Source organism: Pseudomonas laurentiana (assembly GCF_014648275.1).
GTDB lineage: Bacteria > Pseudomonadota > Gammaproteobacteria > Pseudomonadales > Pseudomonadaceae > Aquipseudomonas > Aquipseudomonas laurentiana.
Genome location: NZ_BMQU01000010.1, coordinates 89,301 through 106,373, shown reverse-complemented (window position 1 = coordinate 106,373; position 17,073 = coordinate 89,301). Strand labels below are relative to the sequence as shown.

At 59.4% G+C, this 17,073-nt stretch carries 12 protein-coding genes; 8 read left to right on the top strand and 4 right to left on the bottom strand.

The genetic code is table 11. The features are described from left to right. Positions 1–41 precede the first annotated feature (41 nt). A complete protein-coding gene (locus IE038_RS12380; protein ID WP_163934808.1) occupies positions 42–1,658 on the top strand; it encodes an FMN-binding glutamate synthase family protein in 1,617 nt (538 codons plus the stop codon). Between the two features lie 96 nt (positions 1,659–1,754). On the opposite strand, the gene IE038_RS12375 is transcribed toward IE038_RS12380, so the two are convergent. Continuing rightward, on the bottom strand, positions 1,755–3,176 hold the full coding sequence (locus tag IE038_RS12375) for an amino acid permease (RefSeq protein ID WP_189395705.1): 1,422 nt from the start codon (positions 3,174–3,176) through the stop codon (positions 1,755–1,757). Between the two features lie 439 nt (positions 3,177–3,615). On the opposite strand from IE038_RS12375, the gene IE038_RS12370 reads away from it, so the two are divergent. Then, entirely contained in the window at positions 3,616–6,768 is a 3,153-nt protein-coding gene (locus IE038_RS12370; RefSeq protein ID WP_189395704.1) for a transglycosylase domain-containing protein, read from the top strand. Here the strand turns inward: IE038_RS12370 and IE038_RS12365 are convergent. Beyond that, a complete protein-coding gene (locus IE038_RS12365; RefSeq protein ID WP_229775657.1) occupies positions 6,762–7,199 on the bottom strand; it encodes a C40 family peptidase in 438 nt (145 codons plus the stop codon). The genes IE038_RS12370 and IE038_RS12365 overlap by 7 nt on opposite strands. A gap of 295 nt (positions 7,200–7,494) precedes the next feature. Between IE038_RS12365 and IE038_RS12360 the strand changes: the two genes are divergently transcribed. Further along, complete coding sequence (locus IE038_RS12360; protein WP_163939865.1) at positions 7,495–8,064, top strand: PadR family transcriptional regulator; 570 nt, start codon at positions 7,495–7,497, stop codon at positions 8,062–8,064. Next, positions 8,061–8,837 (top strand): siderophore-interacting protein, encoded by a 777-nt coding sequence (locus tag IE038_RS12355; RefSeq protein WP_189395703.1) that lies wholly within the window; start codon positions 8,061–8,063, stop codon positions 8,835–8,837. The genes IE038_RS12360 and IE038_RS12355 overlap by 4 nt, the downstream gene beginning before the upstream one ends. A gap of 10 nt (positions 8,838–8,847) precedes the next feature. Here the strand turns inward: IE038_RS12355 and IE038_RS12350 are convergent, their stop codons facing one another. Together IE038_RS12350 and IE038_RS12345 are read right to left on the bottom strand one after the other, a co-directional pair. Continuing rightward, entirely contained in the window at positions 8,848–9,507 is a 660-nt protein-coding gene (locus IE038_RS12350; RefSeq protein ID WP_407682225.1) for a Pr6Pr family membrane protein, read from the bottom strand. Positions 9,508–9,510: 3 nt separating this feature from the next. Continuing rightward, complete coding sequence (locus IE038_RS12345) at positions 9,511–9,732, bottom strand: VF530 family protein (protein WP_065759344.1); 222 nt, start codon at positions 9,730–9,732, stop codon at positions 9,511–9,513. 386 nt (positions 9,733–10,118) lie between these two features. Between IE038_RS12345 and IE038_RS12340 the strand changes: the two genes are divergently transcribed. From IE038_RS12340 to IE038_RS12325, 4 genes are all read left to right on the top strand, one after another. Beyond that, positions 10,119–11,468: a carbohydrate porin gene (locus IE038_RS12340; RefSeq protein WP_163937499.1), complete on the top strand. Its 1,350-nt coding sequence runs from the start codon at positions 10,119–10,121 to the stop codon at positions 11,466–11,468. 67 nt (positions 11,469–11,535) lie between these two features. Further along, the gene (locus IE038_RS12335; protein ID WP_163937502.1) at positions 11,536–13,944 is read left to right on the top strand and encodes a glucose/quinate/shikimate family membrane-bound PQQ-dependent dehydrogenase; all 2,409 of its coding nucleotides are present in this window, start codon (positions 11,536–11,538) and stop codon (positions 13,942–13,944) included. 162 nt (positions 13,945–14,106) lie between these two features. Further along, positions 14,107–16,527 (top strand): endopeptidase La, encoded by a 2,421-nt coding sequence (gene lon / locus IE038_RS12330; protein ID WP_189395702.1) that lies wholly within the window; start codon positions 14,107–14,109, stop codon positions 16,525–16,527. A 151-nt stretch (positions 16,528–16,678) separates the two neighbouring features. Further along, complete coding sequence (locus tag IE038_RS12325; protein ID WP_163937505.1) at positions 16,679–17,071, top strand: protease inhibitor I42 family protein; 393 nt, start codon at positions 16,679–16,681, stop codon at positions 17,069–17,071. Positions 17,072–17,073: the final 2 nt, after the last annotated feature.

Sequence of the window (17,073 nt, the reverse complement as noted above, 5' to 3'; positions counted from 1 at the left end):
GCCAGGCCCTGAGCCTGACCGAGCCATCGCAAGGACCCCGTATGAGCCTGTCACTTCTCAGCCGCTATGCCTTTTTTGTCTGCTGTGTACTGTTCACCCTCGCCAGTCTGCCGTTTCTTGGGAACGACGGACTATGGCCCTTTACCCTGACCACGTGCGTACTCAGCATTATCGGCCTGGTCGATTTGCTGCAAAGCCGCCATGCCGTCAGGCGCAACTACCCCATTCTGGGCAACATCCGCTATCTGGTCGAAGGCATTCGCCCGGAAATCCGCCAGTACCTGCTGGAGGCCGACAGCGATGCCCTGCCGTTCTCACGCGCGCAGCGTTCACTGGTGTATGCACGCGCCAAGAACGAAGCCTCGGACAAGCCTTTCGGTACGCTGATCGATGTCTACCAATCGGGCTTTGAGTTCATTGGCCACTCCATGCGCCCGGCGCCACTGAGCGACCCGAACAGCTTTCGGGTCATGGTCGGTGGCCCGCAATGCACGCAACCGTATTCAGCCTCGGTGTTCAACATCTCGGCCATGAGCTTTGGCGCACTCAGCGCCAACGCTATCCGCGCGCTGAACCAGGGCGCCAAACTCGGCAACTTCGCCCACGACACTGGCGAAGGCAGTATCAGTCCCTATCACCGCGAGCATGGTGGCGACCTGACGTGGGAACTGGGCAGCGGCTACTTCGGTTGCCGTACCGCGGATGGCCGATTCGACCCTGAGCGTTTCGCTGAACAGGCCCGTAATCCGCAAGTACGAATGATCGAGATCAAGATGAGCCAAGGCGCCAAGCCGGGCCACGGCGGCATCCTGCCCAAGCATAAGGTCACCCCCGAAATCGCCGAAACCCGTGGCGTACCGATGGGCGAAGACTGCATCTCGCCGTCGCGACACAGTGCGTTCTCAACCCCAATCGAGCTGATGCACTTCATTGCTCAGTTGCGTGAACTCTCCGGCGGCAAGCCAGTCGGCTTCAAGTTCTGCCTGGGTCACCCGTGGGAGTTCATGGGGATTGCCAAGGCCATGCTGGAAACGGGCATTTTGCCGGACTTTATCGTCATCGACGGCAAGGAAGGTGGTACGGGCGCAGCGCCCGTGGAGTTTACCGACCATATCGGCGTGCCCATGCGTGAAGGCCTGCTGTTCGTACACAACACATTGGTCGGCCTGAACCTGCGCGACAAAATCAAGCTGGGCGCCAGCGGCAAGATCGTCAGCGCCTTTGACATTGCCAGTGTCCTGGCCATCGGGGCCGACTGGGCCAACTCGGCGCGCGGCTTCATGTTCGCCATCGGCTGCATCCAGTCACAGAGCTGCCACACCAACAAGTGCCCAACCGGTGTCGCAACCCAAGACCCACTGCGCCAGCGCGCCCTGGTGGTTCCTGACAAAGCCCAGCGGGTGTTCCACTTCCACCGCAACACCCTCAAGGCCCTCGCCGAAATGCTCGCGGCTGCAGGCCTCGATCACCCCTCACAACTGCAAGCCAAACACCTGGTACGGCGTATGTCCGCGACCGAGATCAAACTGTTCTCGCAACTGCATGTATTCCTCAAGCCCGGGGAACTGCTGACCGGTGAAGTCAGCGGCGAGTTCTACCAGCGTATGTGGCGCATGGCCCGTGCAGACAGTTTTGACGCGCAGACAGACGTAGCCTGACTCAACGGGCAAAACCGCTGGCTTAAAAAACGAACCCCCGCTAAAAAGCGGGGGTTCGTCAGCAGCCTGATCCGGCCAATGTGCCGGTTCTTCGTATCAGGACGCGGAACGCGCCACGGCCACACCGTCCTCTTTCGGGGACAGCTTGAACACGTAGTACAGCACCGTCAGCAGCACCAGGAAGGCTGGGCCGACGTACAGCGCAATACGGGTTTCCTCAAAGTACGCCATCAGGCCTACCACCAGGATCAGGAACGCCAGCGCCAGGTAGGAGCTCAGCGGCCACAGCCACATGCGGAACTGCAGGCGATCACGTTCGGCCTTGGACAAGCCGGCACGGAACTTCAGTTGCGCCAGCAGGATCATGACCCAGGTCCAGATCGCACCGAAGGTGGCGATAGCGGTAACCCAGACGAACACTTTTTCCGGTACCAGGTAGTTGAGCAGTACACCCAGCAGCAATGCCGCGATCGACAGCAGCAGGGCATTGCGCGGTACGCCGTTGCTCGAGGTACGGGCAAAGGAAGCAGGTGCCTGGCCGTTCTGAGCAAGGCTGTAGAGCATACGACCCGTACTGAAGATACCGCCGTTGCAAGACGACAGTGCCGCAGTGATCACGACGAAGTTGATGATACCGGCAGCGGTCTTGATGCCCAGACGTTCAAAGGTCATCACGAACGGGCTGCCCTGGCTGCCAATTTCGTTCCATGGGTAGATCGACAGGATCACGAACAGTGCGCCGACGTAGAACAGCAGGATCCGCCAGAACACCGAGCCAATGGCATGCGGGATGGTCTTTTGCGGGTTACGTGCTTCGCCTGCAGTCAGGCCGATCATTTCTACGCCCAGGTAGGCGAACATCACCATTTGCAGCGACATCAGCACGCCAGTCACGCCATTAGGCATGAAGCCGCCATTGCTCCAGAGGTTGGAGATGCCCAGTGCGACGCCATTGTTACCGAAGCCGAAGGCGATCACGCCGATACCGCCCAGTACCATCGCGATGATGGTGACGATCTTGATCAGGGCAAACCAGAACTCGAACTCGCCGAAGGCCTTGACCGCGATCAGGTTGACCCCACCCATGCTTGCCAGGGCCGCCAAGGCCCAGATCCAGCGTGGTACATCCGGGAACCAGATGCCCATGTAAATGGCCACCGCGGTGATCTCAGCAACACAGGTCACCAACCACAGGAACCAGTAGTTCCAACCGGTCAGGAAACCTGCCAATGGGCCGAGGTAGTCTTGTGCGTAACGGCTGAAGGAGCCGGCGACCGGGTTGTGGACGGCCATTTCACCGAGGGCACGCATGATCACCAGGATCGCCAGACCGCCGATGATGTACGACAGCATGATCGCAGGCCCGGCCATTTCGATGGCCTTTGCCGACCCCAGGAACAGGCCGACACCGATACAGGCACCCAGTGCCATCAGGCGGATGTGACGCTCTCCGAGTTCTCGCTTGAGTGGACCGCCTTGGGCGGTCTCACCGTGAGAAGGGTGGTTGCCGACTGACATAGAAATACAACCTCATTTTGTTATTGGATATAAACCGATCGTGCTGGCATGGCACCGCCGATAGGCAGGTACGAAGCCTTGCCGGGCCTACCTTTTGGGTGGACCCGTCAGCCCGCAAAACAACACGTGGGCTGAGCAAAAGGGGCGAGCAGTATAAAAAGGCCATCGCAGGTCTTTTCACTATAAAAACCAGGATCTTTGGCGAGAAGTCTCGGCAAAATCCGCTTATACGGAGTGGCATTCCCCGTACTTACCCCTCCCTCAAAAACAGGGCGGCTAAAATAGCACCAAACCAGGGCATTACAACCACAACCAAAGGCGCATGTTCCTATTCCACCAAGAGAAATACCGGACAAGCCTCTACAAATTTTTCACCCAGGCTGCTCAGCGTCTAAGCTTCAGGCAAGCAAGACGAATACACGTAGCCGAGCTAAAGACTATGGGCGCACTGTGGCAATCGGAACCAACAACGACAGAAGCCCCTTCTGAACGTCTGGAAGACGTGCCCCCACCAAAGAGCCCTCGCAAGCGCCGCGTCTGGTGGCGGCTGCTATGGCCCCTGTGGCTGTTGCTGCTGATTGCCCTGATCGTATTGGGCTATGCGATCGCTGAAGAAATGCAGACTTCGCGTTTGCAATCACGTGAGTTCAGCCACTTTGCAGCGACACTCAGTTACTCGATGCAAAAGGGCCCAAGTGATGCCGTGATCTATCCGGGCGACGGCCCATTCGACAAACGCCTGGGCTACAGCGCACTGGGCGACTTCTTGCCTCGCCTGCTGAAGCGCGACTACCTCATCAGTGAGCAAACGCGCTTTTCCCCCGAACTGATGAACTATGCCAAGCACGGCTTTTTCGTGCCTTACACCGAAAAAATTCAAGCTGGGCTGTCGATCACTGACTGCAAGGGCGACGCGCTTTATCAGTATCACTACCCACAACACCTCTACCCTGACTTCGCCTCGATCCCGCCGGTGATCGTCCACAGTTTGCTGTTCATTGAAAACCGCGACCTGCTTGACCCCAACGATCCCAATGCAAACCCGGCAGTCGACTGGCCACGCTTCGCCAAAGCGGCTTATACCCAGGTGGCCAAGTACCTTGCCCTTCCCGGCCAGTCGGCGGGTGGCAGTACCTTGGCCACTCAACTGGAAAAGTACCGGCACTCTCCTGACGGGCTGACCGTGTCTGGCAGCGAGAAAATCCGGCAGATGATTTCAGCCAGTGTCCGCGCCTATCAGGGCGGCCCGCAAACCCTTGAAGCCCGGCAACGTATCGTGCGCGACTACCTCAACAGTGTTCCGCTGTCGGCAGTCCCCGGGCACGGTGAAGTGCATGGCATGGCCGAAGGCTTGAGGGTCTGGTACGGCGCAGACTTCGCTCAGGTCAACCAGTTGCTGTCCTCCACTGACAATGACCCGGCCAGCCTCGCTGCACGGGGATTGGCGCTGCGTCAGGTGCTCTCCTTGATGATCGCCCAACGTCGGCCATCATACTTTTTGTCCAAGGGCCGCAACGACCTGGCAGAGTTGGCCGACAGTCACGTGCGACTGCTTGCGGCGAACAACATCATTGATCGCTCATTGGCTGATGCGGCACTGGCCAGCAAAGCGATCTACCGTGACTGGGTTGCCCAGCCGACCATCGTGCCCATCGTCACCAACAAGGGCATCAGCCTGGCTCGCGCACGGCTGTCGGCGATGCTCAATCGCCCCCTGTACGACCTGGACCGGCTTGATCTCTCAGTAACCAGTACGCTGCAGTCCAGCCTGCAAGATCAGATCAGCGAATACCTCAAAAACCTCGCTGACCCGGCCTTCGCGGAAAAGATCGGGCTATTTGGTGAACGCCTGCTGACCCCCACTACCACAACCCAGGTACGTTACAGCTTCACCCTCTTTGAACGGACCCCGGACGGCGCACGGGTGCGGGTGCAAACCGACAGCACAGACCAGCCCTTCGACATCAACGAAGGCAGCAAGCTGGAACTGGGTTCGACTGCCAAACTCCGGGTACTGACTACGTACCTGGAGATCGTTACCGAACTGCATGATCGCTATGCCGACAAAACCCCGGCCGAGCTGAAAAAAGTCGAGGTGCCCGAATTGGACCGCATTACCGGCTGGGCAGTGGACTACCTGATTCAGAACAAGGACCGCAACCTCAGCGCGATGCTCGATGCCGCACTGGAACGCAAGTACTCCGCGAACCCAGGCGAAGCCTTCTTTACCGGTGGTGGCCTGCACGTGTTCAACAACTTCCGCCGCGAAGACAATGGACGCCTGCCGAGCCTCAAGGATGCGTTGCGCGAGTCGATCAACCTGCCCTTCATTCGCCTGATGCGCGACCTGGTGCGCTACAGCACGTACCAGTCACCGAACAACAGCGGCCAACTGCTCAAGGACGATGCCGACCCGCGTCGCCAAGAGTATCTGGCGCGTTTTGCCGACCGCGAAGGCACCGACTACCTCAAACGGTTCTGGAAAAAGTATCAGCGCAAAACGTCCCAGGAGCGCCTCGACACCTTCCTCGACAGCCTGAATGTCACCCCCATTCGTTTGGCCGCCGTGCACCGTTATCTGTTTCCCGAAGCAGACCAGGCAACCTTCAACGCCTTCGTACAGGCTCACCTGAAGAAAGACACTTCAGCCGACAAACGCAAGAAAGACGCACTGACCGATAAGCGTCTGGAAGAAATGTACATCAACTACGGACCGGGCCGTTACGACCTCCCCGATCAGGGCTACATCGCCCGGGTGCACCCACTGGACATGTGGCTGCTGGGCTACCTGCTGAAAAACCCCGGCGCGCAATTCAAGGATGCCGTAACAGCCAGCCATTTCGAGCGCCAGGAAGTCTACAGCTGGCTGTTCAAGAGTCGGCACAAAGGCGCCCGCGACAGCCGCATCCGGACCCTCGTGGAAATCGAAGCGTTCCTCGACATCCATCAGCGCTGGAAACGTGTCGGCTATCCCTTCGACCATCTGGTGCCATCGCTGGCCACCGCCATCGGCAGCTCCGGCGACCGCCCTGCTGCACTGGCCGAGCTCATGGGCATCATCTTGAACGACGGCGTACGCATGCCCACCTTGCGTATCGACACCCTGCACTTCGCCGCCAACACGCCTTATGAAACCCTCCTGATCAGTGACCCGGATCGCGGCGAACGGGTGTTGCCGGCCGAGGTCGCCAAGGCCCTGCGCGGAGCACTCTCCCAAGTGGTCGATGCCGGTACGGCACGTCGGGTATCGGGTAGTTTCAAACTGCCTGACGGTACACCGCTGGTCATGGGTGGCAAGACCGGCACCGGCGACAACCGAATAGAAAGCTTCGGAGCAGGCGGACGCATCCTCGGATCGCGGTCACTGAACCGTACTGCGACATTCGTGTTCTACATCGGCGACAGCCATTTCGGCACCCTGACCGCCTTCGTCCCAGGGCGAGCCGCCGAATCGTTCAAGTTCACCTCAGCCTTGCCGGTACAAGTGCTCAAGGGCATGGCGCCACTTCTGATGCCCTACCTTGTGCCGGGCACCCATACGTTGTGCAACATACCCACGCTCACCGCTCGGCAAGGCGCAATGACTCAGTGACCGTGAAAGCGCTTGGCTGTGGTGAAACTCTTGCGCCAGTAGCGATTGCTTAACGAATCGATACGAATCGCCTTGCCGCTGCTTGGCGCATGAATGAACCGTCCCTCGCCAATGTACAAGCCGACATGGCCAATACGACCTTGGCCGTTGCGATTAAAGAACACCGCATCACCGCGCTTGAGTTGCGGCGGGCTTACGGTCTTGCCCTGCCCTTTGAGCATGGATGAGGTGGTACGAGGCAAGCTGATACCCACCTCACTGCGATACAAGTAGACCAACAAGCCGCTGCAATCAAACCCACCCTTTTCCGACATTCCCCCCCAACGGTAAGGCACGCCGATGAGTTCATGGGCACGCTCGACCAGCCGGTCGAGGTTCGCCTCGAGAGCCTGGCGGGCCACGTAATCGTGCCCACCCTTAGGGGTAACCAAATGAACATTCGCCTGGGCAAAAAATGAAAGCCCCCAGAGCAGGCCTACACGCAAGAAAAAACCAACCACGTCATATACCCCTGAAGGGTGAGAGAAACGCGGCAGATCTTAGAGGCCACACGGGCAAGCAGGAATAAAGGTAATCCGAGGGTTATGTAAGAAAAACCCTAGGACCACCTGCGCAATTCCCCCTGCCAAAAAGCAGTGCGAGCACACCGACCGCTTGCATTAAGATATATCTTGAGTAGTATCTAAAAGCCTATCTCAAGATATATCTCAAAACAGGACACCTCCTATGCGTGATCATCCCCCCCACCGTGAACACGGTGACCGCCATGACGGATTTGAACGTCGCGGCGGTCGCGAACGTGGCGAGCGAGGCCCGCGAATCTTTGCCCCCGGCGACCTCAAACTACTGCTGCTGTCGATGCTCGCTGAACAGCCTTGCCATGGTTATGACCTGATTCGCCGAATCGAAGCCCTGTTCGACGGTCGCTACAGCCCAAGCCCAGGCGTCATCTACCCCACCCTGACCTTCCTAGAAGAGAGTGAGTGGATCATCGGCCAGGCCGAGGGCAGCAAAAAGCGTTACAGCGCTACGGCAGCAGGCCTCCAGGCCTTGGCCGAGCAAGCCATTGCCCTGGACGGCGTGCGCATGCGCCTTGAGGTCAGCAAGCGCTCCATCGGTGTGCATGACCGCCCTCAGGAAATCCACGAAGCCGTACACAACCTGCGCCACGCCCTGCAAATGCACAGCGGACGCTGGAGTCCCGAAGAAATCGTGCGAGTGCGCAATCTGCTCAACGACACCGCCAAAGCGATTGTTGCCGGCCCGGCAATGACCCCACAGGAGAGAACCGAATGACGGATAACCCCAACGCCACGATTCACCGCGTCAACCACGAAATCAAACGCCGTTGCCTGCAGGTACTGCGTGTCACCGACCTGACCCCGCGTATGCGCCGTATTACTTTGGGCGGCCCTGAACTTTCGGGTTTTCTCAGCATGGCCAGCGATGACCACATCAAATTGCTGTTTGCCTGCTCGCCGCAAGAACAGGCCGCACTGAACAATCCCGGACTCGATCCGAGCGGCGTCAAACCGACCATGCGCGAATACACCCCGCGCCGTATCGACGACGTGGCAGGCGAGCTGGATATCGACTTCGTGTTGCATGGCGACGGCCCGGCCTCTACCTGGGCGGCTCAGGCAACAGTGGGCCAGACGCTGAACATCGCAGGGCCACGCAGCTCCATGGTGGTGCCGGACATATTCGACAGTTACCTGTTGATCGGTGACGAAACCGCCATTCCGGCAATTGCCCGACGCCTTGAAGAACTACCGGCCACGCGTAACGCACTGGTGGTCATTGAAGTGGAAAATGCGCTGGAACAACAACCACTGACAAGCCCGGCAAACCTGCAGATCATCTGGGTTCAGCGTCACCAGCAGGACCTGCTTGAGGTCCTGAAACACCTGCCCCTGCCCGCAGGTGAACTGTACACCTGGGTTGCCCTGGAAAAGGCACTGACCCGCCAGGCGAAACGCCTGCTGGTGGAAGACAAAGGGGTACAGGAAGACCGACTCAAAGCGGTTGCCTACTGGCGCCTGAACGAAGACGATAACGACAACGCGTAATACCGTGGCATCAGGGTTGCGCTCTGGCTGCTGCCAGACGCCTGCCCTGCCATTGATCGAGGTTCACCAACAGCAGCCCTAGCGCAACAAAGCCCAGCAGAATCGCCAGTGCATTGAGCATCACCTGGGCATACCCCAGTGTGGCGACATCAATGAACGGATAGGGATAGACGCCAATTTCGTGCCCACGCAGCAGCACATAGGCAAAGTAACCCAGCGGGTAAAGCAACCACTGTAAAATCTGTATTGCCCGCAAACTGCCCTTGGGTACACAACACCACCAATACCCCAGGTACAACAGCGGCATGACATCATGCAGCAGTTCATCGACCAGCCATTGCCAGCCTTGCGGCTGCCACAGGTGGCGCAACAACAGGCTGTATGCCACCCCCACCAACGCAATGCTGACTGCAACCGCTGAACTCACCGAGGGCCGCAGAAAGAACTGCCGCGCCGGACCTTCCCTGCCAAACGCCGCCTGGCTGAGCACCACGGCAACCAAGGTGTTGCTGAGTACGGTGAAGTAGCTGAAGACATTCACCAGCCCGCCTATCAGGCTGGCCTGCGCCTGCCAGCGCCCCCACAACACCAGGTACATCTGAATGGCCAGTGCAGCCCACCCCAAACAGGCCAGCAGCCCTACCCAGGGCACTCGCTGCTCCAGGCGCATCGGTTAGCGACCGCGCTGCATCTTGACGTACAACTGCTCGACCCTTTCCCGCGCCCAGGGCGTGCGCCGCAGGAATGTCAGGCTCGACTTGATACTGGGATCGCTCTTGAAACAGCGCAAATCAATACGCTGAGCCAGCCCTTCCCATTGGTAACGCGCAACAAGGGCATTGAGGATTTGTTCCAGGGTCACGCCATGCAGAGGATTTTGATTACCGGCAGTCATGCCTGTGCTCCAGCCAACGAAAGGTGCGCACCTTAGCCGAGCCTTGGCTCCACGTCTGCTTTTTCAGCAGTGCGCTCACTCAAACCTCGACCTGTATCCGACAGTCTAGTGCGCTGGAACGTTCTGACGTACATCGCCTCAAACTCAGCCAGCAGGGCGCTGTATGGAAGTCGATCTGTACACACCGCCCCCCTGCTGAAGGACTTTTACAGAAGCGGCAACAGTACCTCACGCTGATTGGACTTTTTTTCTTACACATTCATCTATATCCTGCCCGCCGCACGCTGAAACGCTTCACTTTCCCTTATTAGCAGTTTTGTCTCCGGTGATAGAGCACATTCGGAGGCGTTGCCGTTTTTCCAACAATCAAAAGATAGCGCTATCTCATGCCTCAGTTTTCACCTTCCCGTCTTTCTTCCTGCGTACTGCTGACAGGTCTGACACTTGCCGCAATCGCCCCGCACAGCTGCGCCGCGATGCTGGACAGTGACTCACCCTGGATGCTTGGCGACTGGGGCGGCACCCGCACAGAACTGGCCGAGCGCGGCTACGATTTCACCTTGGGTTACGTCGGCGAGATGGGCAGCAACCTGCAGGGTGGCTACGATCACAACAATACCGCCCGCTACAGCGACCAGTTCACGCTGGGTACCCACCTGGACCTGCAGAAGATCCTCGGCTGGAATGCCGCCGAGTTTCAACTGACCGTCACCGAGCGCCACGGTGACAACATCAGCAACGACCGCATCAATGACCCCCGCGTAGGTGGCTTCACCTCGGCACAGGAAGTCTGGGGCCGCGGCGAGACCTGGCGACTGACCCAACTATGGGTCAAGCAACAGTATTTCGATGGCGCACTGGATGTGAAGGTGGGCCGCTTCGGCGAAGGCGAGGACTTCAACAGCTTTCCCTGCGACTTTCAGAACCTGGCGTTTTGTGGCTCCCAGGTCGGTAACTGGGTGGGAGGCATCTGGTACAACTGGCCAGTCAGCCAATGGGCCATGCGGGTCAAGTTCCGACTCAGCCCTGAACTCTATGCACAGGTTGGTGCTTACGAGCAGAACCCCTCCAGCCTTGAAAGCGGCAATGGCTTCAAGCTCAGCGGCAGCGGCACCCAAGGCGCAGTGCTGCCAGTAGAACTGGTCTGGACCCCTACTTTCAGCGGCCTGAAAGGGGAATATCGCGCTGGTTACTACTACAGTAGTGCCAAGGCAACCGATGTTTATAAAGACAGCAACGATCAACCGGCAGCACTCAGCGGCCAGGCCTATCGCAGCAGTTCGAGCAAGCATGGCTTCTGGTTGGGTGCGCAGCAACAGGTGACGTCGCTGGCCAGCGACCACTCCCGTGGCTTGAGCGTTTTCGCCAACGCTACGCTGCATGACAAGAAGACCAATGCCATCGACAACTATGTTCAGGCAGGTGTGGTGTACAAGGGCCCGTTTGATGCCCGTGCCAAGGACGATATTGGTTTCGCCCTTGCGCGCGTGCACGCCAACCCCGCCTACCGCAAGAACGCCCAGGCCAGCAACGCGGCCCAGGGACTGGATGACTACGACAACCCCGCCTTCCTGCCAGTTCAGGACACCGAGTACAGCGCCGAACTGTACTACGGCATTCACTTGGCCAACTGGCTCACCGTGCGCCCGAACCTGCAGTACATCCGCCACCCCGGCGGTGTCGGGCAGGTCGACGATGCGCTGATAGGCGGTCTGAAAATCCAGAGCAGCTTCTGAACATGAACCACCCCGAATTTTATCCGAGCTGCGGCTCGAACTGTTTCCACTGTACGGAGAACACACGATGAGCACTGACGGTGCCTTGAGTAGAACCCGCTGGCTGCCGAGACTGCTCGGCATTCTGCTGTTGCTGATGGGCCTGGCACTACTGGCCGGTGGCATCAAGCTAAGCCAGCTTGGCGGCTCGCTGTATTACCTGATTGCCGGTATCGGCTTTGCCCTGTCCGGCATTCTGTTGCTGGCGTTACGCCGCAATGCACTCGGCCTGTACGGCCTGGTTCTGCTGGGTAGCACCCTCTGGGCACTGTGGGAAGTGGGCCTGGATTGGTGGCAACTGGTACCGCGTCTGGCCCTGTGGTTCGCCCTTGGGGTTGTCTTGCTGCTGCCATGGGCACGCCGGCCTCTGCGTGGCCAACCGGGCAAAGTGAACACCGGCTTGTTGAGCCTGGCTGTCGTGTTGTCGGGTGCTACGGCCATCGCCAGCCAATTCACCCACCCGGGTGAAATCAACGGCAAGCTGGGCCGCGACAGCAGCGACATGGCCAGCACCGCGCCGCAAATGCCGGACGGTGAATGGCAGTCCTATGGACGCACTGAGTATGGTGACCGTTACTCGCCCCTACGCCAGATCACGCCCTACAATATTCACAAGTTGCAAGAAGCCTGGCGCATCCGTACCGGCGATCTGCCCACCGACAACGATCCGGTGGAACTGACCAACCAGAACACCCCGCTCAAGGCCAACGGCATGCTCTATGCCTGCACCGCCCACAGCAAAGTACTGGCCCTGGACCCGGACACCGGCGCGGAAATCTGGCGTTTCGACCCGCAGATCAAAAGCCCGGTCGGCTTCAAGGGTTTCGCCCACATGACCTGCCGGGGTGTGTCGTATTACGACGAGAACAACTACGTCAACATGGACGGCAGCCCGGCGCCAAAGATCTCCGAAGCCGGCATGGCCGTCGTCCGCGCCTGCCCTCGCCGCCTTTACCTGCCCACCGCCGATGCGCGCCTGATCGCACTGAACGCTGATAACGGCAAAATCTGTGAAGGCTTCGGCAACCAGGGTGTCATCGACCTGACCACCGGTATCGGTCCGTTCACCGCTGGCGGTTACTACTCAACCTCACCTGCAGCCATCACCCGCCAACTGGTGATCATTGGCGGCCACGTCACCGACAACGAGTCGACCAACGAGCCGTCCGGCGTCATCCGCGCTTACGACGTACACGACGGGCACCTGGTCTGGAACTGGGACGCCGGCAACCCTGAGGCCACTGCGCCACTGCCTGCGGGCAAGTTCTACACCCGCAACTCACCCAACATGTGGTCGTTGGCCAGCGTCGATGAAAAGCTCAACATGGTCTACCTGCCACTGGGCAACCAGACGCCAGACCAATGGGGCGCCGACCGCACCCCAGGCGCAGAAAAATTCAGTGCGGGCATCGTTGCCCTGGACCTGAGCACCGGCAAGGTACGCTGGAATTACCAGTTCACCCACCATGACCTGTGGGACATGGACGTCGGCAGCCAGCCGACCCTGCTCGACATGACCAGCGCCGATGGCGTCAAACCGGCCCTGATCGCACCAACCAAACAGGGCAGCCTGTATGTCCTCGATCGTCGTGACGGCACGCCAATCATACCGATCCAGGAAGTCCCGGTACCTCAAGGTGCGGTCGAAGGCGATCACACTTCGCCCACCCAGGCACGTTCGGACCTCAACCTGCTGGGTCCTGACCTGACCGAACAAGCCATGTGGGGCGCCAGTCCATTTGACCAGATGCTTTGCCGCATCCAGTTCCGCGAACTGCGCTACGAAGGTCAGTACACCCCACCATCGCTGCAAGGCAGCCTGGTCTACCCTGGCAACGTAGGCGTGTTCAACTGGGGCAGCGTCTCGGTTGATCCGGTTCGCCAACTGCTGTTCACCAGCCCGAACTACATGGCCTTCGTCTCCAAGCTGGTGCCACGCGCCGATGTTGCCGCTGGCAGCAAGCGCGAAAGCGAGACCAGCGGCGTGCAACCCAACACCGGCGCGCCGTATGCCGTGATCATGCACCCCTTCATGTCGCCGCTCGGCATCCCCTGCCAGGCACCTGCCTGGGGTTACGTTGCCGGTATCGACCTGAACAAAGGCAAAGTGGTGTGGAAACACAAGAACGGCACCAGCCGCGACAGCTCACCGCTGCCCATTGGCCTGCCGATCGGTGTACCGAGCATGGGCGGCTCAATCGTGACGGCCGGTGGCCTGGGCTTCCTAAGCGGCACGCTTGACCAGTACCTGCGCGCCTACGACGTCAACACCGGCAAAGAGTTGTGGAAGTCGCGCCTGCCGGCAGGTGGTCAGGCAACCCCGATGACCTACACCGGCAAAGACGGTAAACAGTACGTGCTGGTAACGGCTGGCGGCCATGGCTCGCTGGGCACCAAGATGGGTGACTACGTAATTGCTTACAAATTGGCCGACTGATGCCAATTGAGAGCGCCCCGCGCAAACCGGGCACTTTCATGTGATTGAACGGCTACCCTTTAGGTGGCCGTTTTTTTTGCAAGGTGCCGGCACAGCCAGCGCCATTGAAACCGCCGTTCACCCGCCCCATCTAAGCACCATAGTCATTTACGCAGGTGCCCCATGAGCGACCAGCAGGATCTCCCGGAAACTCCCAAGGAACACGCCGAAGTCGAACATATCGAAGCCAGCCACAGTGGCCGCACCCACCTTGCATTGCCCGGCCAGCAACTGCCGGACAAGGTCTACATCATCCCGATTCACAATCGGCCGTTCTTCCCGGCACAAGTACTGCCGGTCATCGTCAATGAAGAACCCTGGGCAGAAACCCTCGATCTGGTGGCCAAGACACCCCATCACGCGTTGGCGCTGTTCTTCATGGACACGCCACCTGATGACCCTCGGCACTTCGATACATCGACGCTGCCGACCTACGGCACCCTGGTCAAGATCCATCACGCCAGTCGCGAAAACGGCAAACTGCAATTCGTTGCCCAAGGCCTGAGCCGTGTGCGTATCCGAGGCTGGCTCAAGCACCATCGACCGCCCTATCTGGTCGAAGTAGATTATCCCCATCAGCCCAGCGCGCCCACCGACGAGGTGAAGGCCTATGGTATGGCGCTGATCAACGGGATCAAGGAGCTGTTGCCGCTCAACCCGCTGTACAGCGAAGAACTGAAGAACTACCTCAACCGGTTCAGCCCCAACGACCCGTCCCCCCTCACCGATTTCGCCGCCGCACTGACCTCGGCCACCGGTAACCAACTGCAGGAAGTGCTCGATTGTGTGCCCATGCTCAAGCGCATGGAGAAGGTCCTGCCGATGTTGCGCAAGGAGGTCGAAGTCGCGCGCCTGCAGAACGAGATTTCCGCCGAAGTGAACCGCCAGATCGGTGAGCATCAGCGAGAGTTCTTCCTCAAGGAACAACTCAAGGTCATCCAGCAGGAACTGGGGCTGACCAAGGACGACCGCAGTGCCGACCTCGAACAGTTCAAACAGCGCCTGGAAGGCAAAACCCTGCCAAACGCCACGCAGAAGCGTATCGATGAAGAACTGGGCAAGCTGTCGATCCTTGAGACCGGCTCACCGGAGTATGCCGTCACCCGCAACTACCTGGACTGGGCAACTGCCTTACCCTGGGGCGTTTACGGCAAAGACAAGCTTGACCTCAAGCATGCGCGCAAAGTGCTGGACCTTCACCATGCCGGCCTTGACGACATCAAGGAGCGAATCCTCGAATTTCTTGCGGTGGGTGCCTACAAGGGCGAAATAAGCGGTTCGATTGTCCTGCTCGTCGGCCCGCCAGGCGTCGGCAAGACCAGCATCGGAAAATCTATTGCAGAATCCCTGGGACGACCGTTCTACCGCTTCAGCGTTGGCGGCATGCGTGACGAAGCCGAGATCAAGGGCCACCGGCGCACCTACATCGGTGCCCAACCGGGCAAACTGGTGCAGGCCTTGAAGGACGTCGGCGTCATGAACCCCGTCATCATGCTCGACGAGATCGACAAGATGGGCCAGAGCTACCAGGGCGACCCCGCCTCGGCCCTGCTGGAAACCCTCGACCCGGAACAGAACGTCGACTTCCTCGACCATTACCTGGACCTGCGCCTGGACCTCTCCAAGGTGTTGTTCGTCTGCACCGCCAACACCCTCGACTCGATTCCAGGGCCATTGCTCGACCGTATGGAGGTGATCCGCCTTTCCGGCTACATCACCGAAGAAAAAGTGGCTATCGCCAAGCGCCATTTGTGGCCCAAGCAACTGCAGAAAGCCGGGGTCGCCAAAACCAGCCTGAGTATTACCGACAGCGCCCTGCGCGCGGTCATCGAGGGCTATGCTCGCGAAGCCGGCGTACGCCAGCTTGAAAAGCAATTGGGCAAACTGGTGCGTAAAGCCGTGGTGCAGTTACTGGAACATCCCGACACGACCATCAAGATTGGCGCGAAGGACCTCGAAGCCTCACTGGGCATGCCGGTGTTTCGCAGTGAACAGGTGTTGGCGGGAAAAGGCGTCATCACCGGCCTGGCCTGGACCAGCATGGGGGGCGCGACCTTGCCAATCGAGGCGACACTGATCCATACCCTGAACCGCGGCTTCAAACTGACCGGTCAGTTGGGCGATGTCATGAAGGAGTCCGCCGAGATCGCCTACAGCTATGTCAGCTCGCACCTGAAGCAGTTCGGTGGCGACCCGACATTCTTCAACGAAGCCTTTATCCACCTGCATGTGCCGGAAGGCGCAACCCCCAAGGACGGCCCAAGTGCGGGCGTGACCATGGCCAGTGCCTTGCTATCCCTGGCCCGCGACCAGGCACCGAAGAAAGGCGTGGCCATGACTGGCGAACTGACGCTGACCGGGCATGTACTGCCCATTGGCGGCGTACGCGAGAAGGTGATTGCTGCACGCCGCCAGAAAATCTTTGAACTGATCCTGCCCGAGGCCAACCGTGGCGATTTTGAAGAGTTGCCGGACTACCTCAAACAAGGTCTGACCGTGCACTTTGCCAAGCGTTTCAGCGACGTTGCCAACGTGTTGTTCTGAACACTGCGACGTCTGTGGGGGCCAGCCTTGCCGGCAGTGATAGCGATGCAATGCCGCGTGCTGCGCGGTGCCTGCATCGCTGGTGAGGCAGGCTCCTACATGTGTGGGCGCTTCGGTTATGCTGCGTCTTCGTCGTTCATTCGGAGCCATCATGACCCTTGCCCGCCTGCTCGTTCCCGTGAGCCTCGCCCTGCTCAGCGCCTGTGCCCAACAACCACGGCAAAACATCACGCTGGAAAAAACGGGGGACTGCCCCGTCCAGCTGCGAACGGATCAAACCCTCACCCTGACGCTGCCCAGCAATCCCACCACGGGCTACCGCTGGTTGCTGCAAAACCCTGCCGCCAGCATCCTCCGCAGCCTGGGCCCTGAGGTCTACAGCAACCCCGAAGGCACTGGGCTGGTCGGTAGCGCCGGACAGTCGGTGTGGCGCTTCCAGGCGAAGGCTGCTGGCGAGGGTCACTTGATACTGGTCTATCAACAACCCTGGGCACCGGAAGTACACCCCGCACAGACCTTTGACTGTGCAATTACGGTGAAGTGAGG

Excerpts from the sequence above, each read along its gene's own strand:
- IE038_RS12350 (WP_407682225.1), bottom strand. The coding sequence starts at position 9,507 with ATGCGCCTGGAGCAGCGAGTGCCCTGGGTAGGGCTGCTGGCCTGTTTG.
- IE038_RS12335 (WP_163937502.1), top strand. The coding sequence starts at position 11,536 with ATGAGCACTGACGGTGCCTTGAGTAGAACCCGCTGGCTGCCGAGACTG.
- IE038_RS12325 (WP_163937505.1), top strand. The coding sequence starts at position 16,679 with ATGACCCTTGCCCGCCTGCTCGTTCCCGTGAGCCTCGCCCTGCTCAGC.
- lon (WP_189395702.1), top strand. The coding sequence starts at position 14,107 with ATGAGCGACCAGCAGGATCTCCCGGAAACTCCCAAGGAACACGCCGAA.
- IE038_RS12340 (WP_163937499.1), top strand. The coding sequence starts at position 10,119 with ATGCCTCAGTTTTCACCTTCCCGTCTTTCTTCCTGCGTACTGCTGACA.
- IE038_RS12355 (WP_189395703.1), top strand. The coding sequence starts at position 8,061 with ATGACGGATAACCCCAACGCCACGATTCACCGCGTCAACCACGAAATC.
- IE038_RS12370 (WP_189395704.1), top strand. The coding sequence starts at position 3,616 with ATGGGCGCACTGTGGCAATCGGAACCAACAACGACAGAAGCCCCTTCT.
- IE038_RS12375 (WP_189395705.1), bottom strand. The coding sequence starts at position 3,176 with ATGTCAGTCGGCAACCACCCTTCTCACGGTGAGACCGCCCAAGGCGGT.
- IE038_RS12360 (WP_163939865.1), top strand. The coding sequence starts at position 7,495 with ATGCGTGATCATCCCCCCCACCGTGAACACGGTGACCGCCATGACGGA.
- IE038_RS12345 (WP_065759344.1), bottom strand. The coding sequence starts at position 9,732 with ATGACTGCCGGTAATCAAAATCCTCTGCATGGCGTGACCCTGGAACAA.
- IE038_RS12380 (WP_163934808.1), top strand. The coding sequence starts at position 42 with ATGAGCCTGTCACTTCTCAGCCGCTATGCCTTTTTTGTCTGCTGTGTA.